The 21,102-nt window shown below is 45.4% G+C and carries 18 protein-coding genes; 15 read left to right on the forward strand and 3 right to left on the reverse strand.

All coding sequences use genetic code 11. From position 1 onward, the window contains the following. Positions 1 to 108: 108 nt before the first annotated feature. Complete coding sequence (gene sixA / locus KJB35_RS15420; RefSeq protein ID WP_005380537.1) at positions 109 to 573, forward strand: phosphohistidine phosphatase SixA; 465 nt, start codon at positions 109 to 111, stop codon at positions 571 to 573. Positions 574 to 669: 96 nt separating this feature from the next. On the opposite strand, the gene smrB is transcribed toward sixA, so the two are convergent. Further along, a complete protein-coding gene (smrB, locus tag KJB35_RS15425) occupies positions 670 to 1,200 on the reverse strand; it encodes an endonuclease SmrB (protein ID WP_005380539.1) in 531 nt (176 codons plus the stop codon). A 62-nt stretch (positions 1,201 to 1,262) separates the two neighbouring features. Between smrB and prmB the strand changes: the two genes are divergently transcribed. Beyond that, the gene (gene prmB / locus KJB35_RS15430; protein ID WP_005380541.1) at positions 1,263 to 2,195 is read left to right on the forward strand and encodes a 50S ribosomal protein L3 N(5)-glutamine methyltransferase; all 933 of its coding nucleotides are present in this window, start codon (positions 1,263 to 1,265) and stop codon (positions 2,193 to 2,195) included. A gap of 180 nt (positions 2,196 to 2,375) precedes the next feature. Further along, positions 2,376 to 3,461, forward strand: a complete 1,086-nt coding sequence (gene aroC / locus KJB35_RS15435; protein WP_031780893.1) for a chorismate synthase — start codon at positions 2,376 to 2,378, stop codon at positions 3,459 to 3,461. A gap of 223 nt (positions 3,462 to 3,684) precedes the next feature. Here the strand turns inward: aroC and KJB35_RS15440 are convergent, their stop codons facing one another. Further along, on the reverse strand, positions 3,685 to 4,308 hold the full coding sequence (locus KJB35_RS15440) for a trimeric intracellular cation channel family protein (RefSeq protein WP_005380544.1): 624 nt from the start codon (positions 4,306 to 4,308) through the stop codon (positions 3,685 to 3,687). A gap of 332 nt (positions 4,309 to 4,640) precedes the next feature. Here KJB35_RS15440 and KJB35_RS15445 point away from each other — a divergent pair, with 332 nt between their 5' ends. From KJB35_RS15445 to KJB35_RS15455, 3 genes are all read left to right on the forward strand, one after another. Continuing rightward, entirely contained in the window at positions 4,641 to 5,171 is a 531-nt protein-coding gene (locus KJB35_RS15445) for an elongation factor P hydroxylase (RefSeq protein WP_005380546.1), read from the forward strand. A gap of 25 nt (positions 5,172 to 5,196) precedes the next feature. After that, positions 5,197 to 5,460 carry a YfcL family protein gene (locus KJB35_RS15450; RefSeq protein WP_005380548.1) on the forward strand — a complete coding sequence of 88 codons (264 nt, stop codon included), beginning with the start codon at positions 5,197 to 5,199 and terminating at the stop codon, positions 5,458 to 5,460. A gap of 146 nt (positions 5,461 to 5,606) precedes the next feature. Continuing rightward, a complete protein-coding gene (locus KJB35_RS15455) occupies positions 5,607 to 6,131 on the forward strand; it encodes an NADPH-dependent FMN reductase (protein WP_005380552.1) in 525 nt (174 codons plus the stop codon). Between the two features lie 76 nt (positions 6,132 to 6,207). Here the strand turns inward: KJB35_RS15455 and mnmC are convergent, their stop codons facing one another. Then, complete coding sequence (mnmC, locus tag KJB35_RS15460) at positions 6,208 to 8,226, reverse strand: bifunctional tRNA (5-methylaminomethyl-2-thiouridine)(34)-methyltransferase MnmD/FAD-dependent 5-carboxymethylaminomethyl-2-thiouridine(34) oxidoreductase MnmC (protein ID WP_213908094.1); 2,019 nt, start codon at positions 8,224 to 8,226, stop codon at positions 6,208 to 6,210. A 128-nt stretch (positions 8,227 to 8,354) separates the two neighbouring features. On the opposite strand from mnmC, the gene fabB reads away from it, so the two are divergent. From fabB to KJB35_RS15505, 9 genes are all read left to right on the forward strand, one after another. Then, positions 8,355 to 9,566 carry a beta-ketoacyl-ACP synthase I gene (gene fabB / locus KJB35_RS15465; protein ID WP_005380557.1) on the forward strand — a complete coding sequence of 404 codons (1,212 nt, stop codon included), beginning with the start codon at positions 8,355 to 8,357 and terminating at the stop codon, positions 9,564 to 9,566. A 340-nt stretch (positions 9,567 to 9,906) separates the two neighbouring features. Next, complete coding sequence (locus tag KJB35_RS15470) at positions 9,907 to 11,040, forward strand: 4-phosphoerythronate dehydrogenase (RefSeq protein WP_005380560.1); 1,134 nt, start codon at positions 9,907 to 9,909, stop codon at positions 11,038 to 11,040. After that, a complete protein-coding gene (locus tag KJB35_RS15475; protein WP_005380562.1) occupies positions 11,037 to 12,050 on the forward strand; it encodes an aspartate-semialdehyde dehydrogenase in 1,014 nt (337 codons plus the stop codon). Before KJB35_RS15470 ends, KJB35_RS15475 begins: the two co-directional genes overlap by 4 nt. A 197-nt stretch (positions 12,051 to 12,247) precedes the next feature. Beyond that, positions 12,248 to 16,543 carry a FimV/HubP family polar landmark protein gene (locus KJB35_RS15480; protein ID WP_213908093.1) on the forward strand — a complete coding sequence of 1,432 codons (4,296 nt, stop codon included), beginning with the start codon at positions 12,248 to 12,250 and terminating at the stop codon, positions 16,541 to 16,543. A 142-nt stretch (positions 16,544 to 16,685) separates the two neighbouring features. Continuing rightward, positions 16,686 to 17,480, forward strand: coding sequence for a tRNA pseudouridine(38-40) synthase TruA (truA, locus tag KJB35_RS15485; protein WP_005380566.1), 795 nt, complete (start codon positions 16,686 to 16,688; stop codon positions 17,478 to 17,480). Positions 17,481 to 17,677: 197 nt separating this feature from the next. Then, positions 17,678 to 18,604: an acetyl-CoA carboxylase, carboxyltransferase subunit beta gene (gene accD / locus KJB35_RS15490; RefSeq protein WP_005380583.1), complete on the forward strand. Its 927-nt coding sequence runs from the start codon at positions 17,678 to 17,680 to the stop codon at positions 18,602 to 18,604. A 46-nt stretch (positions 18,605 to 18,650) separates the two neighbouring features. After that, on the forward strand, positions 18,651 to 19,913 hold the full coding sequence (gene folC, locus KJB35_RS15495; protein WP_005380586.1) for a bifunctional tetrahydrofolate synthase/dihydrofolate synthase: 1,263 nt from the start codon (positions 18,651 to 18,653) through the stop codon (positions 19,911 to 19,913). 14 nt (positions 19,914 to 19,927) lie between these two features. After that, positions 19,928 to 20,521 (forward strand): SPOR domain-containing protein, encoded by a 594-nt coding sequence (locus tag KJB35_RS15500; RefSeq protein ID WP_017820797.1) that lies wholly within the window; start codon positions 19,928 to 19,930, stop codon positions 20,519 to 20,521. A gap of 61 nt (positions 20,522 to 20,582) precedes the next feature. Continuing rightward, on the forward strand, positions 20,583 to 21,074 hold the full coding sequence (locus KJB35_RS15505) for a CvpA family protein (protein ID WP_005380590.1): 492 nt from the start codon (positions 20,583 to 20,585) through the stop codon (positions 21,072 to 21,074). Positions 21,075 to 21,102 lie beyond the last annotated feature (28 nt).

A 21,102-nucleotide genomic window follows, 5' to 3' on the forward strand; every position in this document is an offset into this window, starting at 1 on the left:
GATAATTATATCAGTATTTTTGTTTCGTCATTGTTAAAGTTAGCCCCGTCTATCTAATAAAGATAGCAGTCAACCTTTTGGTAGCGTTAGCTATCCCTAGGAAATAACATGAAAATATTCATCATGCGTCACGGTGAAGCCGAGCATTTTGCAGATTCAGACGCAGCACGACAATTGACCCCAAGAGGCAGAGTCGAATCAGAAGCGGTTGCGAGAGCCTGTAAAGAACAGGGTTTTGCGCAATTCGATAAAGTGTTGGTGAGTCCGTACATTAGAGCTCAACAAACTTGGCAAGAGATCAGTGCGTATTTCTCTGCAAAAAGCATTGAAACTTGTGAAGATATTACACCTTATGGCCAGTCCGAGCATGTCTTCGATTTCGCAAGTGCGTTAATAGAAGTCGAACAATTGGACTCGCTTTTGTTCGTATCGCATTTGCCTTTGGTCGGTTATCTGACTTCAGAGTTTGTAAAAGACATGACACCACCGATGTTTCCTACATCAGGGCTAGTGTGCATTGAATATGATTTACAAACACAAAATGGTGAAGTGCTATGGCATATTACGCCATAAGTGTCTAAACCAAAATAAGCGTTTGCAAATTAGAGACCGAATAAGAAAGGCAGGATATCCCTGCCTTTTCGTTTCGTCGTGTCTACAGCAAGCTTGTTACTTTTCAGGAATAGAAAGCAACACTAACAACGCACCATCACCACCAAATTCTAGTGGCGCTTGGTGAAAAGCCATAACGTCAGGATGCTGTGCTAACCAAAGTGGGGCTTTCTGTTTCAGGATGTGTTTCCCAATACCATGTTGCACACACGCACAATGAATCTCGTTTTTGATGCAATAGGCTATCATCGCACCAAGCTCGCGTTTTGCTTCTTGCTGTGTCATGCCGTGCATATCGAGGAACACGTCCGGTACATACACGCCACGACGTAGACGTTTGACTTCATAAGTGGAGACGTCGTCACGTGCATAACGAGTTGGACCTTCATCGTTTAATAGAGGGACAAACTCGTCTGAAAAGTAAAATTCAGAGTCACTCGCTTCACGGTTGGAGCGCTTGATTTCTTTTTGCTTAGTATTTTTTTTTGGTTGCTGGATTATGGTATCCTGTCGCAACTTTTTTACGCCCTGTACTGCTTCCTGAAACAAGGCGAAATCGTCATCGTTCTCGGTGTCTTTTTTGCTCATTAGGTAAACAATTTCATTAATAAACTTTATTGGCAGTATTGTAGCGCTTTTCGGAGGCAATTTTGGATAAGATTTTTGTAGAAGAAGCGGTATCGGAGCTGCATACCCTTCAAGATATGATTCGTTGGACGGTAAGCCGCTTTAATGCAGCGAACCTGTTTTACGGTCATGGTACTGATAATGCGTGGGATGAAGCAGTTCAGCTTATCCTGCCAACCTTATACTTGCCGATTGATGTGCCTCCGCACGTATTGAACTCTCGCCTAACGACAAGCGAGCGTCTGCGTATTGTTGAGCGCGTAGTAAAACGCATCAACGAGCGTACGCCAACAGCATACCTAACCAACAAAGCATGGTTCTGCGGTCTTGAGTTCTTCGTTGATGAGCGTGTACTTGTGCCACGCTCTCCTATCGGCGAATTGATTCAAGCGGAATTCCAACCTTGGTTGGTGGAAGAGCCTACGCGCATCATGGACCTATGTACGGGTTCTGGTTGTATCGCGATTGCTTGTGCGCACGCTTTCCCTGAAGCAGAAGTGGATGCGATCGACATCTCTACAGATGCTCTACAAGTGGCTGAGCAAAACGTACAAGATCACGGTATGGAGCAGCAAGTGTTCCCAATTCGCTCTGATTTGTTCCGTGATCTTCCAAAAGAGAAATACAATCTAATCGTGTCCAACCCACCATATGTGGATGAAGAAGACATGAACAGCCTGCCAGATGAGTTCACGCATGAGCCTGAGCTTGGTTTAGCTGCGGGTACGGATGGTCTAAAACTAGTGCGTCGTATTCTTGCTAACGCGCCAGATTATCTAACAGATAACGGCATTCTTATTTGTGAAGTCGGCAACTCAATGATTCATATGATGGAACAGTACCCAGAGATTCCATTTACTTGGATTGAGTTCGAGAACGGTGGTCATGGCGTATTTATGCTAACGCGTGACCAGCTGGTTGAGTGTGCAGAAGAGTTTAAACTGTACAAAGACTAATAGAGTCTTGCACTAAACATCAAAACACCGAGCTTTATGCTCGGTGTTTTTTTTATGCATACCTCGCCGATATTAACTCTTTACATCAAAACGTAATAAAGCCACTATGAATCCACGAAGAATTGGAAAGCAGCTATGCTCTGTTTTGAGAGAGTGTGGCGATAAAAACTTGAGGAAGTAATGGCAGGAAACAGTATCGGACAACATTTCCGAGTGACGACATTCGGGGAAAGTCACGGTATCGCACTGGGATGTATCGTAGACGGATGTCCTCCGGGGTTGGAAATTACAGAAGCAGATCTACAAATCGATCTCGACCGCCGTCGTCCAGGCACATCACGTTACACCACACAACGTCGTGAACCGGATGAAGTTAAAATTCTTTCTGGCGTTTTTGAAGGCAAAACCACGGGCACATCGATCGGTTTGCTAATTGAAAACACCGATCAGCGCTCAAAAGACTACTCTGACATCAAAGATAAGTTCAGACCGGGTCATGCTGATTACACTTACCACCAAAAATATGGCATCCGCGACTATCGCGGTGGCGGCCGTTCTTCAGCTCGTGAAACCGCAATGCGTGTGGCTGCTGGTGCAATCGCGAAGAAATACTTAAAAGATGAGTTTGGTGTTGAGATTCGTGCTTACTTGTCACAAATGGGTGATGTATCTATCGACAAGGTAGATTGGAACGAAATCGAGAACAATGCATTCTTCTGCCCTGATGCTGACAAAGTAGAAGCATTTGACCAACTTATCCGTGACCTGAAAAAAGAAGGCGACTCTATTGGCGCAAAAATCCAGGTTGTGGCAACTAACGTGCCTGTTGGTCTTGGGGAACCCGTATTTGACCGTTTGGATGCAGACATCGCGCACGCACTAATGAGCATCAACGCGGTGAAAGGCGTGGAAATCGGAGACGGTTTCGAGGTGGTAAACCAAAAAGGCAGTCAGCACCGTGATACGCTTGCTCCTGAAGGTTTTGGTAGTAATCATGCGGGTGGCATTCTTGGTGGTATCTCGACTGGTCAAGACATTGTCGCAAACATTGCGCTTAAGCCAACATCAAGTATCACTGTGCCGGGTGAGACCATCACAAAAGAAGGTGAACCAACTCAGTTGATCACCAAAGGTCGTCATGACCCATGTGTGGGTATTCGTGCTGTGCCTATCGCAGAAGCGATGCTGGCTATTGTGGTGATGGATCATTTACTACGCCACCGTGGTCAAAACCATGGCGTAACAACTGAAACACCGAAGATTTAAGAGCTTTGTGTCATTCCAGCGAGCTATAGCGAGACTAGGAATCTAATTTCAGCGCGATGAAAAGAGAAAGAAACATCTCTGACAACAGAGTGCTCGGATAATAGATCCTGAATCATGCTCCTTCGTCGCTGTTCAGGATGACTGAATATAAAATTATGCCACTCACTGAATCGCGGGTGGCACAATTTTATCAGGCAACCTTTTTTGTTTAAGTAGTTTTTGCTTAATGAATCGAGCCTTCGGTTTCCAAATGAAAAGAAGGCAGACGCCACTTAAAGCGTACCGCAGCCATACGCAACATGTAACCAGTAACCAGTGTAATAATAGTGGCAGTGACATCGGGAACATTGAATTCTAATAGCGCTAAGTACATTCCTGATGCGATAAGAGCGACAGAAGCGTAAAGCTCTTCATGCAGTACCAATGGTGTTTGGCGACAGATCAAGTCGCGAAGTAGCCCACCGAATACACCAGTTACTAACGCTGAAACCATACAAATACCAGGGTGCAAGCCCATGCCCATCGCAATTTTTGTTCCGATGATACTAAACACGATTAAACCTAATGCATCGAGGCGAATGAACAGGCCTTTTAGCTTAATCACCCATTTCGCTAAACCTGTTGTTAGCACACCTGCAACACACGTAATTGCAAGGAACTCTGGGTTTTTTACCCAACCAAGAGGGTAGTGGCCTAATAGAATGTCACGTACGGTGCCACCACCAATGGCCGTTGCGCTGGCCACCAACATAACACCAAACCAGTCCATCTTTCTTCTACCAGCACTTAACGCACCTGTCATGGCTTCAGCCGTGATACCAATGATATACAACACACTTAGCAACATAGGGAAACACTCAACGTAAAAAGTCACTACGTTCTACGAGAATCAGCGTAGGCGAAGTAACAACACTTACAAACGGTTCTATCTCTCTTAAAAAGTGATTAAAACCAGCAACATGCTTGTAATCAAACGGCTTAAAAATAGCGGTTTGAACGGCATCAAAATAAGGCGAGAGTGTAGTGGTAAATAAGTACGCTGACGAATGAGAAATTGTATGGAGAAAGCGACCTTCAGATAAATTCAACTAATAACCAAAAATGTGGGGGTGCCTTTACCTCATAGCTAAAAACAGCGACAATATGCAGCGCATGTCAAACTGAAGTACAAACTCGACGATGACCCACGAATACCAAGACTTAATCACCATTTTTAATGACACCTTTTTAGAACAATTTAATACGAAATTAGAGTTAGGTGGTGATGAGCCTATTTATCTTCCTGCTGATGATGAACACCCTCATCATCGGATTATTTTTGCTCGGGGTTTTTACGCCTCTGCTTTACACGAGATCTCGCATTGGTGTGTGGCTGGTCCAGAGCGTCGTTTGCTGGAAGATTTTGGTTATTGGTATGAACCTGATGGGCGAACAGCAGAAGTTCAAGCGGAGTTTGAGAAAGTTGAAGTGCGACCTCAAGCTTATGAATGGATTCTGGCACAAAGCGCTGGCTTCCCTTTTACGGTGAGTTGTGACAATCTACACGGCGATTTTGAACCAGATAGGCTCGGCTTTATGAAAAAAGTGCATAAAGAAGTGCTAGGTATTTTGGACGTTGGCTTGCCTTTGCGAGTGAAAATGCTTTCTGATGCCCTGCGCGCATTTTATCAAACTAAGCCATTGGAAGCGTCGGACTTTTGCGTTAAATAACCACTAATAACCTCAGAGATACACCATGATTATTGAATTTGAAGAAAAACTACTGGAACTGATTGATGCTCGAATTGAAACAGCATCTGACGATGAATTGTTTGCTGGTGGTTATTTACGTGGTCACATCTCTTTATCCGCGGCGTCTTGTGAAGAAGAAGGGATTAGCGATATTACTGAGCTGAAGTCACGCATTGAGAGCAGCTTAGAAGATGCGCGTACCGAGTTAAGCCCGGCCGATCGCGTGATTGTCAGTGATTTGTGGCAAGAGCTCCAGGCTCAGGCTTAGTCCCTAAGCAGCGTTTTCCCTTTATTTAATCCTAGTCATTTACTACTTCGAAAAATTCGAACCTCTCCATAAAATTTTTGTGGTTGTAGCGAAACTGTTCAACTTTTATTCTGATCAGCATAAAACGTGAACAAAGGATTACAACCATGAAAATTGTCGCATTTGGTGCATCTACCAGCTCTACCTCAATCAACAAACTACTTGCTACATACGCAGCAAACCAAGTCGAAGGCGCTCAAGTGAATGTTCTAGACTTAAACGATTATCAAGCGCCAATGTTTAGCGAGGACAAAGAGAAAGAAATAGGTCAAGCTGAAGGGGCTGTCGCGTTTTTACGTGACTTGGCGGAGGCTGACGCTCTCGTTGTTTCCTTCGCAGAGCATAACGGTTCGTACCCAGCGGCCTATAAAAACTTGTTCGATTGGGCGACGCGCATTGAGCGTAATGTATTTCAAAACAAACCTGTCGTTTATTTAGCAACTTCCCCAGGTCCCGGTGGTGCACAAAGTGTTCTTGCGGCGGCGACAGGTTCTGCTCAATTTTTTGGCGCGGATGTAAAGGCATCGTTATCTGTGCCGAGCTTCTACGAAAATTTTGACGTGGAATCGGGTAAGGTTGTAAACCCAGAAGTGGCAGAGCAAGTGAAACAGGCAGTTGCACTGCTGAAGTAATCTCAGTACGAGCAACTTAGTGAGTTAGCGATTCCCGACACGTATCTGTGTCGGGAATTAAAACGAGAGAATACTCTTACAGCTCGGTAATGGCTTTGCCTTTTCTTAGTTTACGAACCCACATTCGACTTGGGTGAAGTTCGGTCAATACATCAACAGGTAATGGCAGCGGGTCCCCACAGATCTGGGAGGCCAACACTTCAGCTAATAATGGTGCAGAGCTCAGTCCACGAGATCCTAAACCTAAGAAGCAGAATAGGTTAGGGTACTGATGAATGGTTTCTACCTCTTCTTCTTTTTGATTTTGTAAGTTGGCGTATTGCGTTTTGATCGTCTCAAAGTCACCCACATTTCCGACAAATGGTAAGTGATCTCGGCTAACACAACGAATACCTTGGCGAGATTGATTACCAGTGATATCTACCTCTTTTGCCCATGTTTGATTCGGTACACATTTCACTAGCTTTTCCGCATTATCTTTTTGGGCGTTTTCATCAAATTCGTAGTCAAGGTGACTGCGGTCGTAGCTTGCACCGATACACAAGTGTTGATTACTTGGGTTAACAGGTGTCATGTAACCGTCGTAACACAACACCGTTTTCAGCTGACTCAGCGTTTCGGTTGCTGGCGCATGACTGACTTGTCCTTTCACTTGTCCCATTGGTAGGGAAGCGGTTTGACTCAATGTCTGGAACTCATGGCCGTTCGCAATTACAACCGTTGAGTGCTCAAATGTTTGACCACTCGCCGTTAGTAGCCAGAGCTGACGCTTTTCATCCCAATCTAATGCCTCAACAAGATGTTCAAACTTCGTTGAGAGTAACGACGTCTTCTCCAATTGTTTAATTAACCCGCGAGTTAACTCGGCAGGGCACAGCCACCCTCCCATTGGGTAGTGCACAGACGCCATATCAATAGGTAACCCGATAGTGTTCGCAGTTTCCTCGGCGGACAGCTTTTGAATGAGCTCTGGAGTGAAGTTACCCGCAAGCATTTTCTCCAGTTTGTCTGTGGATTTGTCATCCCACATCAACTGAGTTACGCCACACCAGTCATGATCAAAATCGATCTCTTGTGCTGCTTGTTCAACAAACTGACGTGCGAACAAAAATGCAGGAGCAAACACACGCGAAACGCCCGTGTGCGGGCCATTAAGCAGTGGATAAACGGCTCCTTGTCGATTGCCTGAAGCTCCTTTGGCTGGTTGTTTGTCTTTACAGTAAAGGGTGACGTTTTGGCCACGACGAACTAACGTTTTCGCTAACGCCGCGCTAGCTATACCACCACCAATGATGGCAATCGAATCAAGATTGCTAGATGCTGAGCGATTGAACCAAGGGAGATGGTTCGATTGCTTTTCACGTTGCTCCATAGAGCCGGCGATCATTTCTCGCTTAGTGCCGAAACCTTTCACCTTTTTCATTGTAAAGCCAGCTTCGTTCAAACCACGACGTACAAAGCCTGCTGCGGTAAACGTGGCAACTGTACAATCTTGCTTGGCTAGCTTTGCCATGTTGTTGAACAGGCCTTGGTTCCACATTTCTGGGTTTTTGCTTGGCGCGAATCCATCTAAGAACCAAGCATCAATCAAACCTTGTTCGTTGTATGGGACTTGCGGCATGCAGTCTTTAATGTCACCAAACCAAAGGTCGAGTGTGATTGCGCCGTCTTCTAAAACAATGCGATGACACTCCGGCACAGCGGCAGGGTAGTGCTTTTGTAACTTTTCCGCGTATTCAGCTAGCTCAGGCCAAGCTTCATGCGCCTTCTTTAAATCGGCTTTGCTTAATGGGTATTTTTCAAAGCTAATAAAATGCAGCTCTTTCAATGTTGCGTCCGGATGCTGACGACGAAACTCACTAAACCACTGGCATACTGCTAAGAAGTTTAATCCCGTGCCAAATCCTGTTTCACCAATGACAAAACGTCTTTGGTCAAATTCCTGCCATCTTTCTGGGAGATGATTTTGTTTTAAGAAAACGTAGCGTGTCTCTTCAAGACCGTTTACGTTAGAGAAGTAAACATCATCAAATTGGTCTGAAACCGGAGTACCAGCTTCGTTCCAACCAAGTTCTGCGTTTTTTATTGAAGTCATAATGGTGCAAATTTGTGATTTGGCGCGGTAAGAATGGGGCGATTGTACGAATTTATGGGAAAGCTGACCACTTTTGTTGACTATCTTAGTTATCATCTAGCGGATTTTTGAATTATAGGAATGTCATAATGAAACGAGTCGTAATCACCGGTATGGGTATTGTTTCAAGTATCGGTAACAACGTCGAAGAAGTTCTAGCGTCTCTTAAAGCGGGCAAATCTGGCATCACTGCATCTGAGCAGTTCAAAGAACACGGTCTTCGTTCGCAAGTATGGGGTGACCTAAAAATCAACCCGGCGGAACACATCGACCGTAAGCAGATGCGCTTTATGGGTGATGCGGCTGCTTATGCATACCTATCAATGGAGCAGGCAATCGCAGACGCTGGTCTTACAGAAGAGCAGGTTTCAAACGATCGTACCGGTATCGTTGCAGGTTCTGGCGGTGCTTCTGCATACAATCAAACGGTAGCGACAGACACGATGCGCGCCAAAGGCGTAAAGCGAGTTGGTCCTTACATGGTTCCTCGTACTATGTCTTCTACTGTTTCTGCTTGTCTTGCTACGCCATTTAAGATTCGTGGCGTGAACTACTCAATGAGCTCTGCATGTGCAACATCTGCACACTGTATCGGCCATGCTATGGAGCTTATTCAACTAGGCAAACAAGATATTGTTTTTGCTGGTGGCGGCGAAGAGCTAGATTGGTCTCAAACTATGATGTTTGATGCGATGGGCGCACTGTCAACCAAATACAATGACACGCCAGACAAAGCATCTCGTACATACGATGCAGACCGTGACGGTTTTGTTATCTCGGGCGGCGGCGGCATGCTGGTTATTGAAGAACTAGAGCACGCACTGGCACGTGGTGCGAAAATCTACGGTGAAATCGTAGGTTACGGTGCGACATCAGATGGCTACGACATGGTAGCGCCATCAGGTGAAGGCGCAATTCGTTGTATGAAGATGGCGATGCAAGACGTAGATGGTGTGGATTACATCAACACGCACGGCACATCGACACCAGTTGGTGACGTGAAAGAGCTTGGTGCTATCCAACAATTGTTTGGTGAGAACAGCCCTGCAATCTCTGCAACAAAAGCAATGACTGGCCACGCACTCGGCGCAGCGGGCGTGCACGAAGCAATTTACTCAACACTTATGCTAGACAAAAACTTCATTGCTCCAAGCATCAATATTTCAAACTTGGACGAAGCAGCACAAGGTCTGGACATCGTGACAGAAGCACGTGATGCAGAGCTAACGACCGTAATGTCAAACAGCTTTGGCTTTGGCGGCACAAACGCAACTTTGGTTATTAAAAAGTACCAAGGTTAACTGAATTTGTTGGCGCCTTGCGAGAGTACTGTAAACGCCAACAGTCCAGTTTCCAGAGCTTGATCAGTCACACTGATCGAACAGACGCAGACTCTATCCCATGGAGAGCGGGATAGGATCCTTTTGTTCTGGAACTTTGCCCGGCTATTTAGCCGGGCTTTTTCTTTTCTCTGTTTCTGCTTTTCTCTAGGCTTCCCGTCAATCGATTCTATAGGAGTTACCTCCTTGAGGTTTATTGGTGTTATATCTTGAGATTTTTCGGGAAAAGGGCACAATCGCTTTAGTTTCGCATCTTGCGAATAAACGAACTCTTACAAATGGATGTTAGAACGCTGGCGCTATGAAAATTATTGTTGATGAAAATATGCCGTATGCTGAAGAGCTATTCAGCCAACTCGGTAACGTAATTCTAAAACCAGGTCGTACACTGACCGCCGATGATTTAGTGGATGTTGATGCCCTAATGATTCGCTCAGTCACCAAAGTGAATGCTGACCTGATCAGCAAAGCAAACAAGCTGAAGTTTGTTGGTACGGCCACGGCAGGCATGGATCATGTTGACCAAGCACTCTTAAAAGAGAAAGGCATTTTCTTCACTGCTGCGCCAGGGTGTAACAAAGTGGGTGTAGCGGAATACGCGTTCAGCGTGATGATGGTGCTCGCTCAGCAACAAGGTTTCTCGGTATTTGACAAGACGGTAGGTATTATTGGTGCAGGCCAAGTAGGTAGCTACCTAGAGAAATGTTTGAAAGGCATGGGTATTAAAGTTCTCATCAATGACCCATTCAAACAAGAGGCTGGTGATCCTCGTAGCTTTACTCCGTTGACAGAACTGATTGAAAGCTCAGACATCATTACACTACATACGCCAATCACCAAAGATGGCCCATACCCAACGCATCATTTGATTGATGAGAAGGTATTAAATGGTCTCCGCAGCGATCAAATTTTGATTAACGCGGCTCGAGGTCCCATCGTTGACAACGCTGCTTTGAAGCAACGTCTTTTGAAAAATGATGGCTTTACAGCGGCACTCGACGTATTTGAATTTGAACCAGAGGTTGATATGGAGCTTCTGCCTCTGCTAGCATTCGCAACCCCTCACGTTGCAGGCTACGGCTTGGAAGGGAAAGCTCGCGGTACAACGATGATTTTCAACAGCTACTGTGAGTTCTTAAATAACGAATTACGTGCGCATGCCAGCGATTTACTGCCAACCGCGCCTGTTCCTACTATGGTATTGGACAGAGCTTGGGACGAAGCAACACTGCATAACATCACGCAGTTAATCTATGATGTGCGTAGAGATGACGCTCTTTTCCGCCGTGAAATCAGTAAGCCAGGCGCTTTTGACCTGATGCGTAAAAACTACTGGGATCGCCGTGAATACAGCGCTGTCACGCTAGTGGGTAACAAAACATGTAACCTTGCTCCATTAGCAGAACTAGGTTTTCAGATTGAGGTAAGTCAATGAGCCAGCAATATAATGTTGCCATTTTAGGTGCGACCGGTGCGGTCGGTGAAACAATTTTGGATGTGCTTCAAGAGCGCAAATTCCCAGTAGGCGAAATCTTCCTACTCGCGAGTGAGCGCAGCGAAGGCAAGACTTACCGCTTCAATGGTAAAACGGTACGCGTTCAAAACGTAGAAGAGTTCGATTGGTCTCAAGCGCATATCGCACTGTTTTCTGCTGGTGGTGAGCTATCAGCCAAGTGGGCTCCAATTGCCGCTGATGAAGGCGTGATTGTTATCGACAATACATCACACTTCCGTTACGAGTACGACATTCCTCTTGTTGTGCCAGAAGTAAACCCAGAAGCGATTGCAGAGTTTCGTAACCGTAACATCATCGCGAACCCGAACTGTTCAACCATCCAAATGCTGGTGGCACTAAAACCAATTCACGATGCGGTGGGCATTGAGCGTATTAACGTATCAACTTACCAATCGGTATCTGGTGCAGGAAAAGCGGGTATTGATGAGCTAGCAGGTCAAACGGCGAAGCTGCTAAACGGTCTGCCTGCAGACAAGAAGCAATTCTCTCAACAGATCGCGTTTAACTGTATTCCACAAATCGATCAAATGATGGAAAACGGCTACACCAAAGAAGAAATGAAAATGGTGTGGGAAACACAGAAGATCTTTAACGATCCATCAATCACAGTCAATCCAACGTGTGTACGTGTTCCTGTATTCTACGGTCACGCAGAAGCACTCCACATTGAGACTCGTTCACCTATCGATGCACAAGAAGTCGTTAACTTGCTTGAACAAACTGACGGTATCGAAGTGTTCCACGGTGAAGACTTCCCTACACAAGTTCGCGATGCGGGCGGTAAGGACCATGTAATGGTTGGTCGTATCCGTAACGATATCAGCCATCATAGCGGCGTAAACCTGTGGGTTGTTGCTGATAACGTGCGTAAAGGCGCGGCAACTAACGCGGTGCAAATCGCAGAAGTTCTGATCCGCGATTACTACTAAGTCGCTTACAGTTCATTTCAAAGCCTCGCACAGTGCGAGGCTTTTTTGTACGAACGAAACAAAATAGTGTGAGATTAGTACGAATATGGCGAGAGCCACACATTTTTTATTCTCAACGCTATAGTTTTGCATGCGATATCCGATATATTTAACCGATCACCATTTCAAATTGTATTTAGCACAAAACTGAGCCTTCTATGCGTCAAAATTATAAGCGTTTGTTAGCAGCCCTTGTGTTGATGATCGCGACTCAGACATCATCAGTGGTTCAAGCCGAAGGAATTCGTCTTGTTGGACCGTCTGGTGAAGTGCAATCATCTCCGAGCTATGCTGAAGATATTGAGCGAGCATTACCTGCTCCTCCTGCGAATACTCAACCGTCACGTTTCTTTGGTCCGACTGGTGAAAATCAAACACTATGGTCGATCGCTTCAGAATTACGACCTTCACGCGGTGTTACCGTTCAACAAACGCTTCTTGCCATTTACCGAATTAACCCTCAAGCGTTTGAGAACCAAAACATTCATGAATTGATCCCAGGTAGTCGGCTACGAGTACCTTCTCTAGAGCAAGTGCAAAGCGCGACCACAGCGCAAGCTGTTGCGATTATGAAGGCGCATGAAGCTAAGTTAAAACAGCCGAAGCCGACAAATAGAGCGACGCCAGCACAACGAGTCACCGAGCAACCAAAGCCACAAATTAAAGTAGAACCCAAGCCTGCGGCTAAGCCAGAGACAGTGGCAGCAACGGAGCCAAAACCAACTCCGAAAACAATACCCGTCATCCCTGCGCCACCAGTAACTACCTCTCCGCAGGGTGAAAAGCAGGTCAGTGCGCTAAAGGACAAACTTCAAGGCTCACAAAGTGAATTAGACTCATTAGAAGAGAAGAACCATCGTCTTCGATTGATGCTGTCAGAAGTGCAAAGCGAAGTCGAAACTTTGAAAAGCGAGCTGAATGACGAAGAACGCATTCGCTCAGAAGTCGAGAAGCTGCTTGCTGAAGAACGCCAGCGCCTTGCTGAACAACAACGCATGCAACCAAGCACCATGGACAAAATTTTGTCGAATGGTTGGCTTGTTGGTCTTGCGGCATTAATTCCTGGTGCTTTGATTGCGTTGCTAGTTGTTATGCTTCTTGGTCGACGCTCTAAAGCGAAAGAGGAAGATGCGGCTGCACAGGAACAGCAAAACGTTGATCCTCTTGCGGCGCCAATCGGTTTAGCGGCGGCGGATGAGCTTGATGAAGAGCTCACGCTTGATGATGAATTGTTTGCAGATGAAGATATCAACACACAGTCTTTACAAGAAGAGAAGTCAGATTTAGAAGAAGACGTCTTTGCTAACCTCGACGATGAAGAACTTGATTTCAATCTGGAAGGGGACGATGACCCATTTGCAGATATTGGCGATGACGGCGACCTAGATGTTGGTCTGGATGAGTTTGAATCATCGAACAATGGTATCCAAGTCAACGGCGAAGAAAAAGCGCTTGGTTTAGAAGAAATGGAGCGAGCCTTAGATGAGGTTGCTCCAGAACTAGAAGTGCTCGATGACGATGAGTCTGGCTTCGATCTTTCGGATGATACGAATGAGAAATCAGACTCGCTTTCAGACGACGCATTTGCCGAGTTACTTGCAGCCGATGAGCCGTCAGAAGAGTTACCAAGTGACACTGTCGACCAGGATATGCTTGATGACTTGTTTGCTGAACTTGGCAACGATGACTTCGATTTAGATACTGATGAGCCTGAGTTAAAACAGCCCGTTTCGGATGATGACTTTAGTGTAGGAGAGGCATCTGACGACGATATCGATAAGCTATTGGCCCAGTATGAACAACCGGCTAGTGAATCGGAAGTTCGAGAAGCTGACGCCAATGAAGGTCCTGTTCTAGATGAAAACAGTACAGAGCTACTCGATGAACTCATTGATTTTGATGAAGATGACACAGACGAGTTTGATCCACTAAACGAGCTAGAAGCAATCTCTGGTTTTGAAGGTGATGACTCGATCGAAGAGTTAGACGCAGATAGCACAGACTTACTGGATGAACTCATTGATGATGTTACCTCTGAACTTGATGAAGAGACTGAAGCTGATTTAGATCCGTTTGATGATCTGATTCGAGAGGACGAGAGCCCAGAGCAGAATAAATCGGAAGAGGAAGAGTTACTGAAATCACTTGGTTTTGGTGAGCCAGACGCCGACGAAAAGCCATCTTCCGTAGTTGAGTCAGAACAAACTCATGAAGATCAGGACATTGAGTCTGGATTGGACATCGACGCTTTATTAAGTGAAAGCCAACCAGACACGCAACAAGCTGCAAAAGAGCAACCATTAACCGAGCCAGAGGCTGCTTCAGAGCCATTTAGCAGCGATGAATTTCTTGGTGATTTAGAGGACCTCTCACCAGAGAATGATCCTTTAATGAGCGAGCTAGACGACCTATTTGAGTCAGACAGTGAAGAACTTCTGCCAACAGAACAAGAAAAAGCGGATTTTTCTGCTGAACTTGACGCTCTATTTGATAGTGAAGACGATTTACCGCAGCAAGTTGAAAAAACACAAACGGAGATAGAGGAAGCTTCATCACTACAACAAGAGGCTACCGATACTGATTCAACACAAGAACCATCCGTGGAGTCCGGTGCTGAGGTACAGCCTCACGTTGAGCAAGAGGAAGACATTCCGGCCTTCACGCCGACACCAAATACAATAGAAAATGAATTCGGTGTTCCACAAGAAGAAGATTGGCTACTGGATGAGCCTGAATTGGAGCCGGAAACTGAGTCGACCAACGATTCAGAAGAAGAATTCAATTTTGATGAGCTAGATCTTCCAGAATTCAGCGAAGAAGATGCTCTAGCATCTATGGCTGGCGAACCTGCGTTAGAAACGTCCGAGTCCGTTGAACCAGAACAAATTGAAGCCGACTTGCCAGCTGAGTCCGAAGAAGAGTTCAATTTTGACGAGCTGGATCTTCCAGAATTCAGTGAAGAAGATGCCCTGGCGTCCATGGCTGGCGAACCTGCGTTAGAAACGTCCGAGTCCGTTAAACCAGATCAAGTCGAAGCTGACTTACCAACCGAGTCCGAAAAAGAGTTCAATTTTGATGAGCTCGATTTGCCAGAGTTCAGTGAAGAAGATGCACTGGCGTCTATGGCTGGCGAACCTACGTTAGAAACGTCCGAGTCCGTTAAGCCAGAACAAGTTGAAGCCGACTTGTCAGCTGAGTCCGAAGAAGAGTTCAATTTTGACGAGCTGGATCTTCCTGAGTTTAGTGAAGACGACGCATTGGCGTCTATGGCTGGCGAACCTGCGTTAGAAACGTCCGAGTCCGTTGAGCCAGAACAAGTTGAAGCCGACTTGCCAACTGAGTCCGAAGAAGAGTTCAATTTTGATGAGCTCGATTTGCCAGAGTTCAGTGAAGAAGATGCACTGGCGTCTATGGCTGGCGAACCTGCGTTAGAAACGTCCGAGTCCGTTGAGCCAGAACAGGTTGAAGCCGACTTGCCAGCTGAGTCCGAAGAAGAGTTCAATTTTGATGAGCTCGATTTGCCAGAGTTCAGCGAAGAAGATGCCTTGGCGTCGATGGAAGAAGAGCCAGAATTACCGAGCTCTGAGACTGCAGATATAGAACCAATCTCCGGTGAGGATGAAGAGTTAAGTTTTGACGACCAAGATCTTCCAGAGTTCAATGAGGAAGATGTTCTCGCGTCAATGAACGAGGGTGCGCCAGAGAGCCCTAAGGTTGAAGCAGAGACATCGAGACCAGCTATTCAAGCCGATAACGATCATGATGCTTTGTTTGAAGTATTTGCGCAGCAAAACGGCTTTGATACTGACCCAGAAGTGCAGCCAACAGCGACAGAGGGTGAGCCGCTCAGTAATTTGGATGATGAATCATCAATGGCTAACCTTCTTGCGGAAGACGCAAACTCAGAAGTATTTGAAGGTAAACTAGACAGTGACACCATCGCAAGTGCAGGTATGGATTTTGAAACCATGCTTGATGTTGGAGATGATTGGGATGGCTTTAAACCCGCTGCTGATAACGTAAGTTCTACTGAAGAAGTGCCTGAGGACCAGCGTGATGTTTGGAATTCGAGTGATGCACTAAGTCAGCCAGAGATCGCGCAAGAAAACTGGGCAGAGCAAAGCGACTTGGATGACTTCGACCCGAAGAAAAATCAATTTATGACGATTGATGAATTGATGGCTCAGGTCGACAGAGAAGGTGGTGAGTTCGAAGAAGAAGACCTTAAGCTCGATGTCGGATTGAACGAGTTTCCAGATGTTATCGGCGAGATCGGCGATATTGACGTAGATAACAATGCTGAAGCGGCTGGGAAACTGGATTTGGCTAAAATCTATCTCGAGATGAACGATTCTCAAGGGGCGATTAAACTACTAGAAGAGGCGATTGTTTACGGTGAGGATGATATTCGCCGCGAAGCAAAAAGCCTGATTGACGCCATTAATGGCCGATAAACCGAAACAAAAGGGTAGCGTTTGCTACCCTTTTTGTGTCCCGTTAGTAGGATGCTACCTTTATGTCACCCTTGGTGAAACTGGCAACTTGAGGTGACTTGAGTATATACTTCCCGCCCCATTTTAGAGTTCGAAGGTTAAGATGAGAATCGCATTAGGTATCGAGTACAACGGTACAAACTACTTTGGTTGGCAGCGCCAAAGAGAAGTGAAAAGTGTCCAAGAAGAGCTAGAGAAAGCATTGTCCGTCGTCGCTAATCACCCAGTTGAAGTTCAGTGTGCTGGTCGGACAGACGCAGGCGTGCATGGCACGGGACAAGTTGTGCACTTTGATACCAACGTTACTCGAAAAATGGTAGCTTGGACCATGGGCGCAAACGCGAACATGCCAAGCGATATAGCGGTTCGTTGGGCTAAGGAAGTTTCAGATGATTTCCATGCAAGATTCTCAGCGACAGCTCGCCGTTATCGTTACATTATTTTCAATCATGCTTTACGTCCAGGCATCCTAAACTCGGGGGTTAGTCACTATCATGGTGAGCTCGACGAGAAAAAAATGCATGAAGCAGGGCAGTTCCTACTTGGCGAAAATGATTTTACGTCGTTTCGCGCGGCGCATTGTCAGTCTCGCAGCCCATTTCGAAACTTGATGCATCTGAACGTTACGCGCCATGGGAACTATGTGGTTATTGATATTAAAGCTAATGCGTTCGTGCATCATATGGTTCGTAATATCACGGGTAGCTTGATAAAAGTTGGACGTGGCGAAGAGAGTCCTGAATGGATCAAGTGGTTATTAGAAGCCAAAGATCGCAAACTAGCGGGTGCGACAGCGAAAGCGGAAGGTCTGTACCTGGTAGATGTAGACTACCCAGAAGAGTTTGGGTTACCTGAAGTGCCGATCGGTCCACTGTTTTTACCAGATAATTTGAACTAATTTTACAAACTTATTTCAAAATATCGGTAGTGTTTACATTGAATGTGAACGGAAAACATACGCTATTTACGATATCAAAAATAGGTACAACCAGTTTTTTATCTACAGTAGCTGCAAGATATGGTTTAATCCGTCGGTATTATGTCGAATTTATATCTTTCGCAATGAAGCGGAAGAGTTGAGAGAAAAGGTCTTCCATGAGTTGGCTTGAAAAGATTTTAGAGAAAAGCAATCTAGTAAGTTCACGCAAAGCTTCTATCCCAGAAGGTGTGTGGACTAAATGTACCTCTTGTGAACAGGTTTTATACCATGCTGAACTAGAGCGTAACTTAGAAGTTTGTCCAAAGTGTAACCATCACATGCGTATGAAAGCGCGTCGTCGTTTGGAAACATTTTTAGATGAAGGTAATCGAGTTGAATTAGGTTCTGAACTTGAGCCACAGGATAAACTGAAATTTAAAGATTCTAAGCGATACAAAGAGCGTATCTCTGCTGCACAAAAAAATAGCGGTGAGAAAGATGCGCTAGTTGTGATGCAGGGTGAATTGCTTGGTCTGCCGCTTGTGGCGTGTGCGTTTGAATTCTCCTTTATGGGTGGTTCAATGGGTTCAGTCGTTGGTGCTCGCTTTGTGAAAGCAGTGGATGCAGCCATTGAAAATAACTGTGCGCTTGTTTGTTTCTCAGCAAGTGGTGGTGCTCGTATGCAAGAGGCTTTAATGTCTCTTATGCAAATGGCAAAAACCAGTGCTGCGCTTGAGCGTTTATCAGAAAAAGGTCTGCCGTTTATTTCTGTTCTAACTGACCCTACAATGGGTGGTGTATCAGCAAGTTTGGCTATGTTGGGTGATATCAACATCGGTGAACCTAAGGCCCTCATTGGCTTTGCTGGTCGTCGTGTAATCGAGCAAACTGTACGTGAAGATCTTCCTGAAGGTTTCCAGCGTAGTGAGTTCCTGCTTGATCACGGTGCTATTGATATGATCGTTGACCGTCGTGAAATGCGTCAGCGTGTGGGTGGTCTTATCGCTAAGATGACTAACCACAAGTCTCCTTTGGTGGTTTCGGTTAACGAATCTCCAAATGAAGAGCCATATTCTGTACCAGAAGCGGACGAAAAAGGGTAAAGTATCAACTAACATAAAAACCAAAGAATTTAATGGTTAAAGTTAGATGACCCAAAACCCAATTCCTCAAGCCACATCTTCATTAGAGATGTGGCTTGATTATTTAGCAAATATTCATTCCTCAGCAATTGATCTAGGCTTAGACCGTGTCCAAGCGGTAGCAAACAAAGCCAATCTTACCAAACCAGCTCCAACCGTAATCACCGTTGCCGGAACCAATGGCAAAGGCTCAACGTGTGCGTTAATGGAAGCCATTTTACTTGATGCTGGCTATTCAGTCGGTGTTTATAGTTCTCCGCACCTGATTCGTTACAACGAGCGTGTACGCATTAATGGCGTTGACGTTGTAGATGCCAAGCACTGTGAAGCATTCGATTATGTAGAAAAGCAGCGTGGTGATGTTAGCCTTAGCCTCTTTGAATTCGGTACGCTTGCTGCGCTCCGTATTTTCCAAGTAGAGAAAGTTGACGTTGTCTTACTTGAAGTAGGACTTGGCGGCCGTCTAGACGCCACTAACGTTGTTGACCATGATGTTTCTGTTATTACGAGCTTAGCGATCGATCATGTGGATTGGCTTGGTGATGACATCAATGTTATTGGTTTTGAAAAAGCGGGCATTTACCGTTCAGGGAAGCCAGCAATTTGTGGTCAACCGACGCCACCAGCGACCGTGGCGGCTCATGCTGACGATATTGGTTCTGAGTTCTTCCAAGTAGGTATTCAGTACGATTACCAACTAACTGATAATGGTTGGAAATGGAGCAGTGGGGCATTTGAGTTAGAGGATTTACCAATCCCATCGCTACCATTACAAAATGCAGCCACTGCACTGATGGCACTAGGGGCTTCGGAATTGCAAATCACTGACATAAATATTGTCAATGGCTTGAATAATGCGCGTTTGGCGGGGCGTATGCAAGTACTGCATCACGAACCTGAAATAGTCCTTGATGTCGCTCATAACCCGCACTCTGCTGAGTATTTGGTAGAAAGAGTGAAGCAACAATATCTGGGTAAGAATATCCATATTGTGGTTGCAATGCTGCATGACAAGGACATTAAAGCAACCATTGAAGCTCTAACTCCAGTTGCAACACAATGGTATCCAGCGTCGCTTACTGGACCGAGAGCGGCGACCGCTGATGAATTGTGCCAATACTTACCTGATGGGCAAGTTCATTTTGAAAACCCTGTTGACGCCTTCGAGAGTGCGAGAAGCCACGCAAAGGCAGGAGACGTTATTCTGGTGGTTGGCTCATTCCATACCGTCGGAGAGGTATTGGAACATTGGCAATCAAATAATAAATAAGTAAAGGTATTTTGATGGCAAGTAAATTCCAAAGTCGTTTAGTCGGCACCATCATTCTAGTCGCAGTCGGAGTCATTGTTCTTCCCGATGTGCTAGATGGTAAGAAACTGCACTACAAAGAAGAATTTGCCAGTATTCCTATCAAACCAGAACTTGATAGTGATGTGGAAAACTTCGAAATATTAGAGCCAGTGGAAGACGACATTACGTTACCGGATTCTCCGGTTGAAGCTGTAGTGCAAGAACGTGAGGATGCTCAAGTAGCCGTTTCTGAGCCCGAGCCAGCGCCAACATCTAAACCTGAGGTCATCAAACAACCAGAGCAAGTTGAGGTCGTCACTCGTCCTGTTCAAGAGAAAAATCAATATGAAGATTCAGCTTGGATCATTCAGTTGATGGCACTTAAGAATCACGAAAATGCTGTCGCGCTTGTCGCGGATTTGCAAAAGCGTGGTTATCAAGCTCACACAAAGAAAGAAAACGAGTTTACGAGAGTGATTGTTGGCCCTGATGTGTCAAAAAGTAAACTTGAACGACAAGTTCAAGAATTACAAAAAATTACAGGTTCAAAAGGTCAATTGCTTAAATTTAAGCCATTAAATCCATAAGAAAACGTTTGCGTCAGCATTTTTTCTGTTAAAATGCGCGCCAACTTAAGATGAAGAAAAGATGAATTGGATAGATTTTATCATTTTAGGTGTGATCGGATTTTCAGCTCTGATCAGTTTAGTTCGCGGTTTTGCTAAAGAAGCTTTGTCTTTGGTGATTTGGTTTGGAGCGTTTTTTATCTCCAGTAATTACTATGCCAAATTGGCGGTGTACTTCACCAACATCGAAGATGATATGTTTCGTAACGGAGCGGCGATTGCGGCGTTATTTGTCGCAACCTTGGTAGTTGGTGCAGTGGTGAATTACGTCATTGGTCAACTGGTACAAAAAACAGGGCTATCAGGTACGGACCGAATTCTCGGGATTGTATTTGGTGGTCTACGCGGAGTCTTAATTGTTTCTGCGGTGCTGTTTTTTATGGATGCGTTTACTGCATTCCCAAGCTCGGATTGGTGGAAAGATTCACAGTTGATCCCTGAGTTCAGCCGTATCATCGCCCCATTCTTCGAGCATTTACAAGCAACATCAAGTTTTCTGTCTGGCACTATCTAGTAGTGCCAGCTACTGTCGCAAATCGAGG

Origin of the sequence: Vibrio sp. D431a (genome assembly GCF_030248655.1) — a bacterium.
Classification (GTDB): Bacteria; Pseudomonadota; Gammaproteobacteria; order Enterobacterales; family Vibrionaceae; genus Vibrio; species Vibrio alginolyticus.

What these genes read in the sequence shown, in the direction of transcription:
- sixA (WP_005380537.1), top strand. Translation starts at nt 109, where the DNA reads ATGAAAATATTCATCATGCGTCACGGTGAAGCCGAGCATTTTGCAGAT.
- smrB (WP_005380539.1), bottom strand. Translation starts at nt 1,200, where the DNA reads ATGAGCAAAAAAGACACCGAGAACGATGACGATTTCGCCTTGTTTCAG.
- aroC (WP_031780893.1), top strand. Translation starts at nt 2,376, where the DNA reads ATGGCAGGAAACAGTATCGGACAACATTTCCGAGTGACGACATTCGGG.
- KJB35_RS15440 (WP_005380544.1), bottom strand. Translation starts at nt 4,308, where the DNA reads ATGTTGCTAAGTGTGTTGTATATCATTGGTATCACGGCTGAAGCCATG.
- KJB35_RS15445 (WP_005380546.1), top strand. Translation starts at nt 4,641, where the DNA reads ATGACCCACGAATACCAAGACTTAATCACCATTTTTAATGACACCTTT.
- KJB35_RS15450 (WP_005380548.1), top strand. Translation starts at nt 5,197, where the DNA reads ATGATTATTGAATTTGAAGAAAAACTACTGGAACTGATTGATGCTCGA.
- KJB35_RS15455 (WP_005380552.1), top strand. Translation starts at nt 5,607, where the DNA reads ATGAAAATTGTCGCATTTGGTGCATCTACCAGCTCTACCTCAATCAAC.
- mnmC (WP_213908094.1), bottom strand. Translation starts at nt 8,226, where the DNA reads ATGACTTCAATAAAAAACGCAGAACTTGGTTGGAACGAAGCTGGTACT.
- fabB (WP_005380557.1), top strand. Translation starts at nt 8,355, where the DNA reads ATGAAACGAGTCGTAATCACCGGTATGGGTATTGTTTCAAGTATCGGT.
- KJB35_RS15470 (WP_005380560.1), top strand. Translation starts at nt 9,907, where the DNA reads ATGAAAATTATTGTTGATGAAAATATGCCGTATGCTGAAGAGCTATTC.
- KJB35_RS15475 (WP_005380562.1), top strand. Translation starts at nt 11,037, where the DNA reads ATGAGCCAGCAATATAATGTTGCCATTTTAGGTGCGACCGGTGCGGTC.
- KJB35_RS15480 (WP_213908093.1), top strand. Translation starts at nt 12,248, where the DNA reads ATGCGTCAAAATTATAAGCGTTTGTTAGCAGCCCTTGTGTTGATGATC.
- truA (WP_005380566.1), top strand. Translation starts at nt 16,686, where the DNA reads ATGAGAATCGCATTAGGTATCGAGTACAACGGTACAAACTACTTTGGT.
- accD (WP_005380583.1), top strand. Translation starts at nt 17,678, where the DNA reads ATGAGTTGGCTTGAAAAGATTTTAGAGAAAAGCAATCTAGTAAGTTCA.
- folC (WP_005380586.1), top strand. Translation starts at nt 18,651, where the DNA reads ATGACCCAAAACCCAATTCCTCAAGCCACATCTTCATTAGAGATGTGG.
- KJB35_RS15500 (WP_017820797.1), top strand. Translation starts at nt 19,928, where the DNA reads ATGGCAAGTAAATTCCAAAGTCGTTTAGTCGGCACCATCATTCTAGTC.
- KJB35_RS15505 (WP_005380590.1), top strand. Translation starts at nt 20,583, where the DNA reads ATGAATTGGATAGATTTTATCATTTTAGGTGTGATCGGATTTTCAGCT.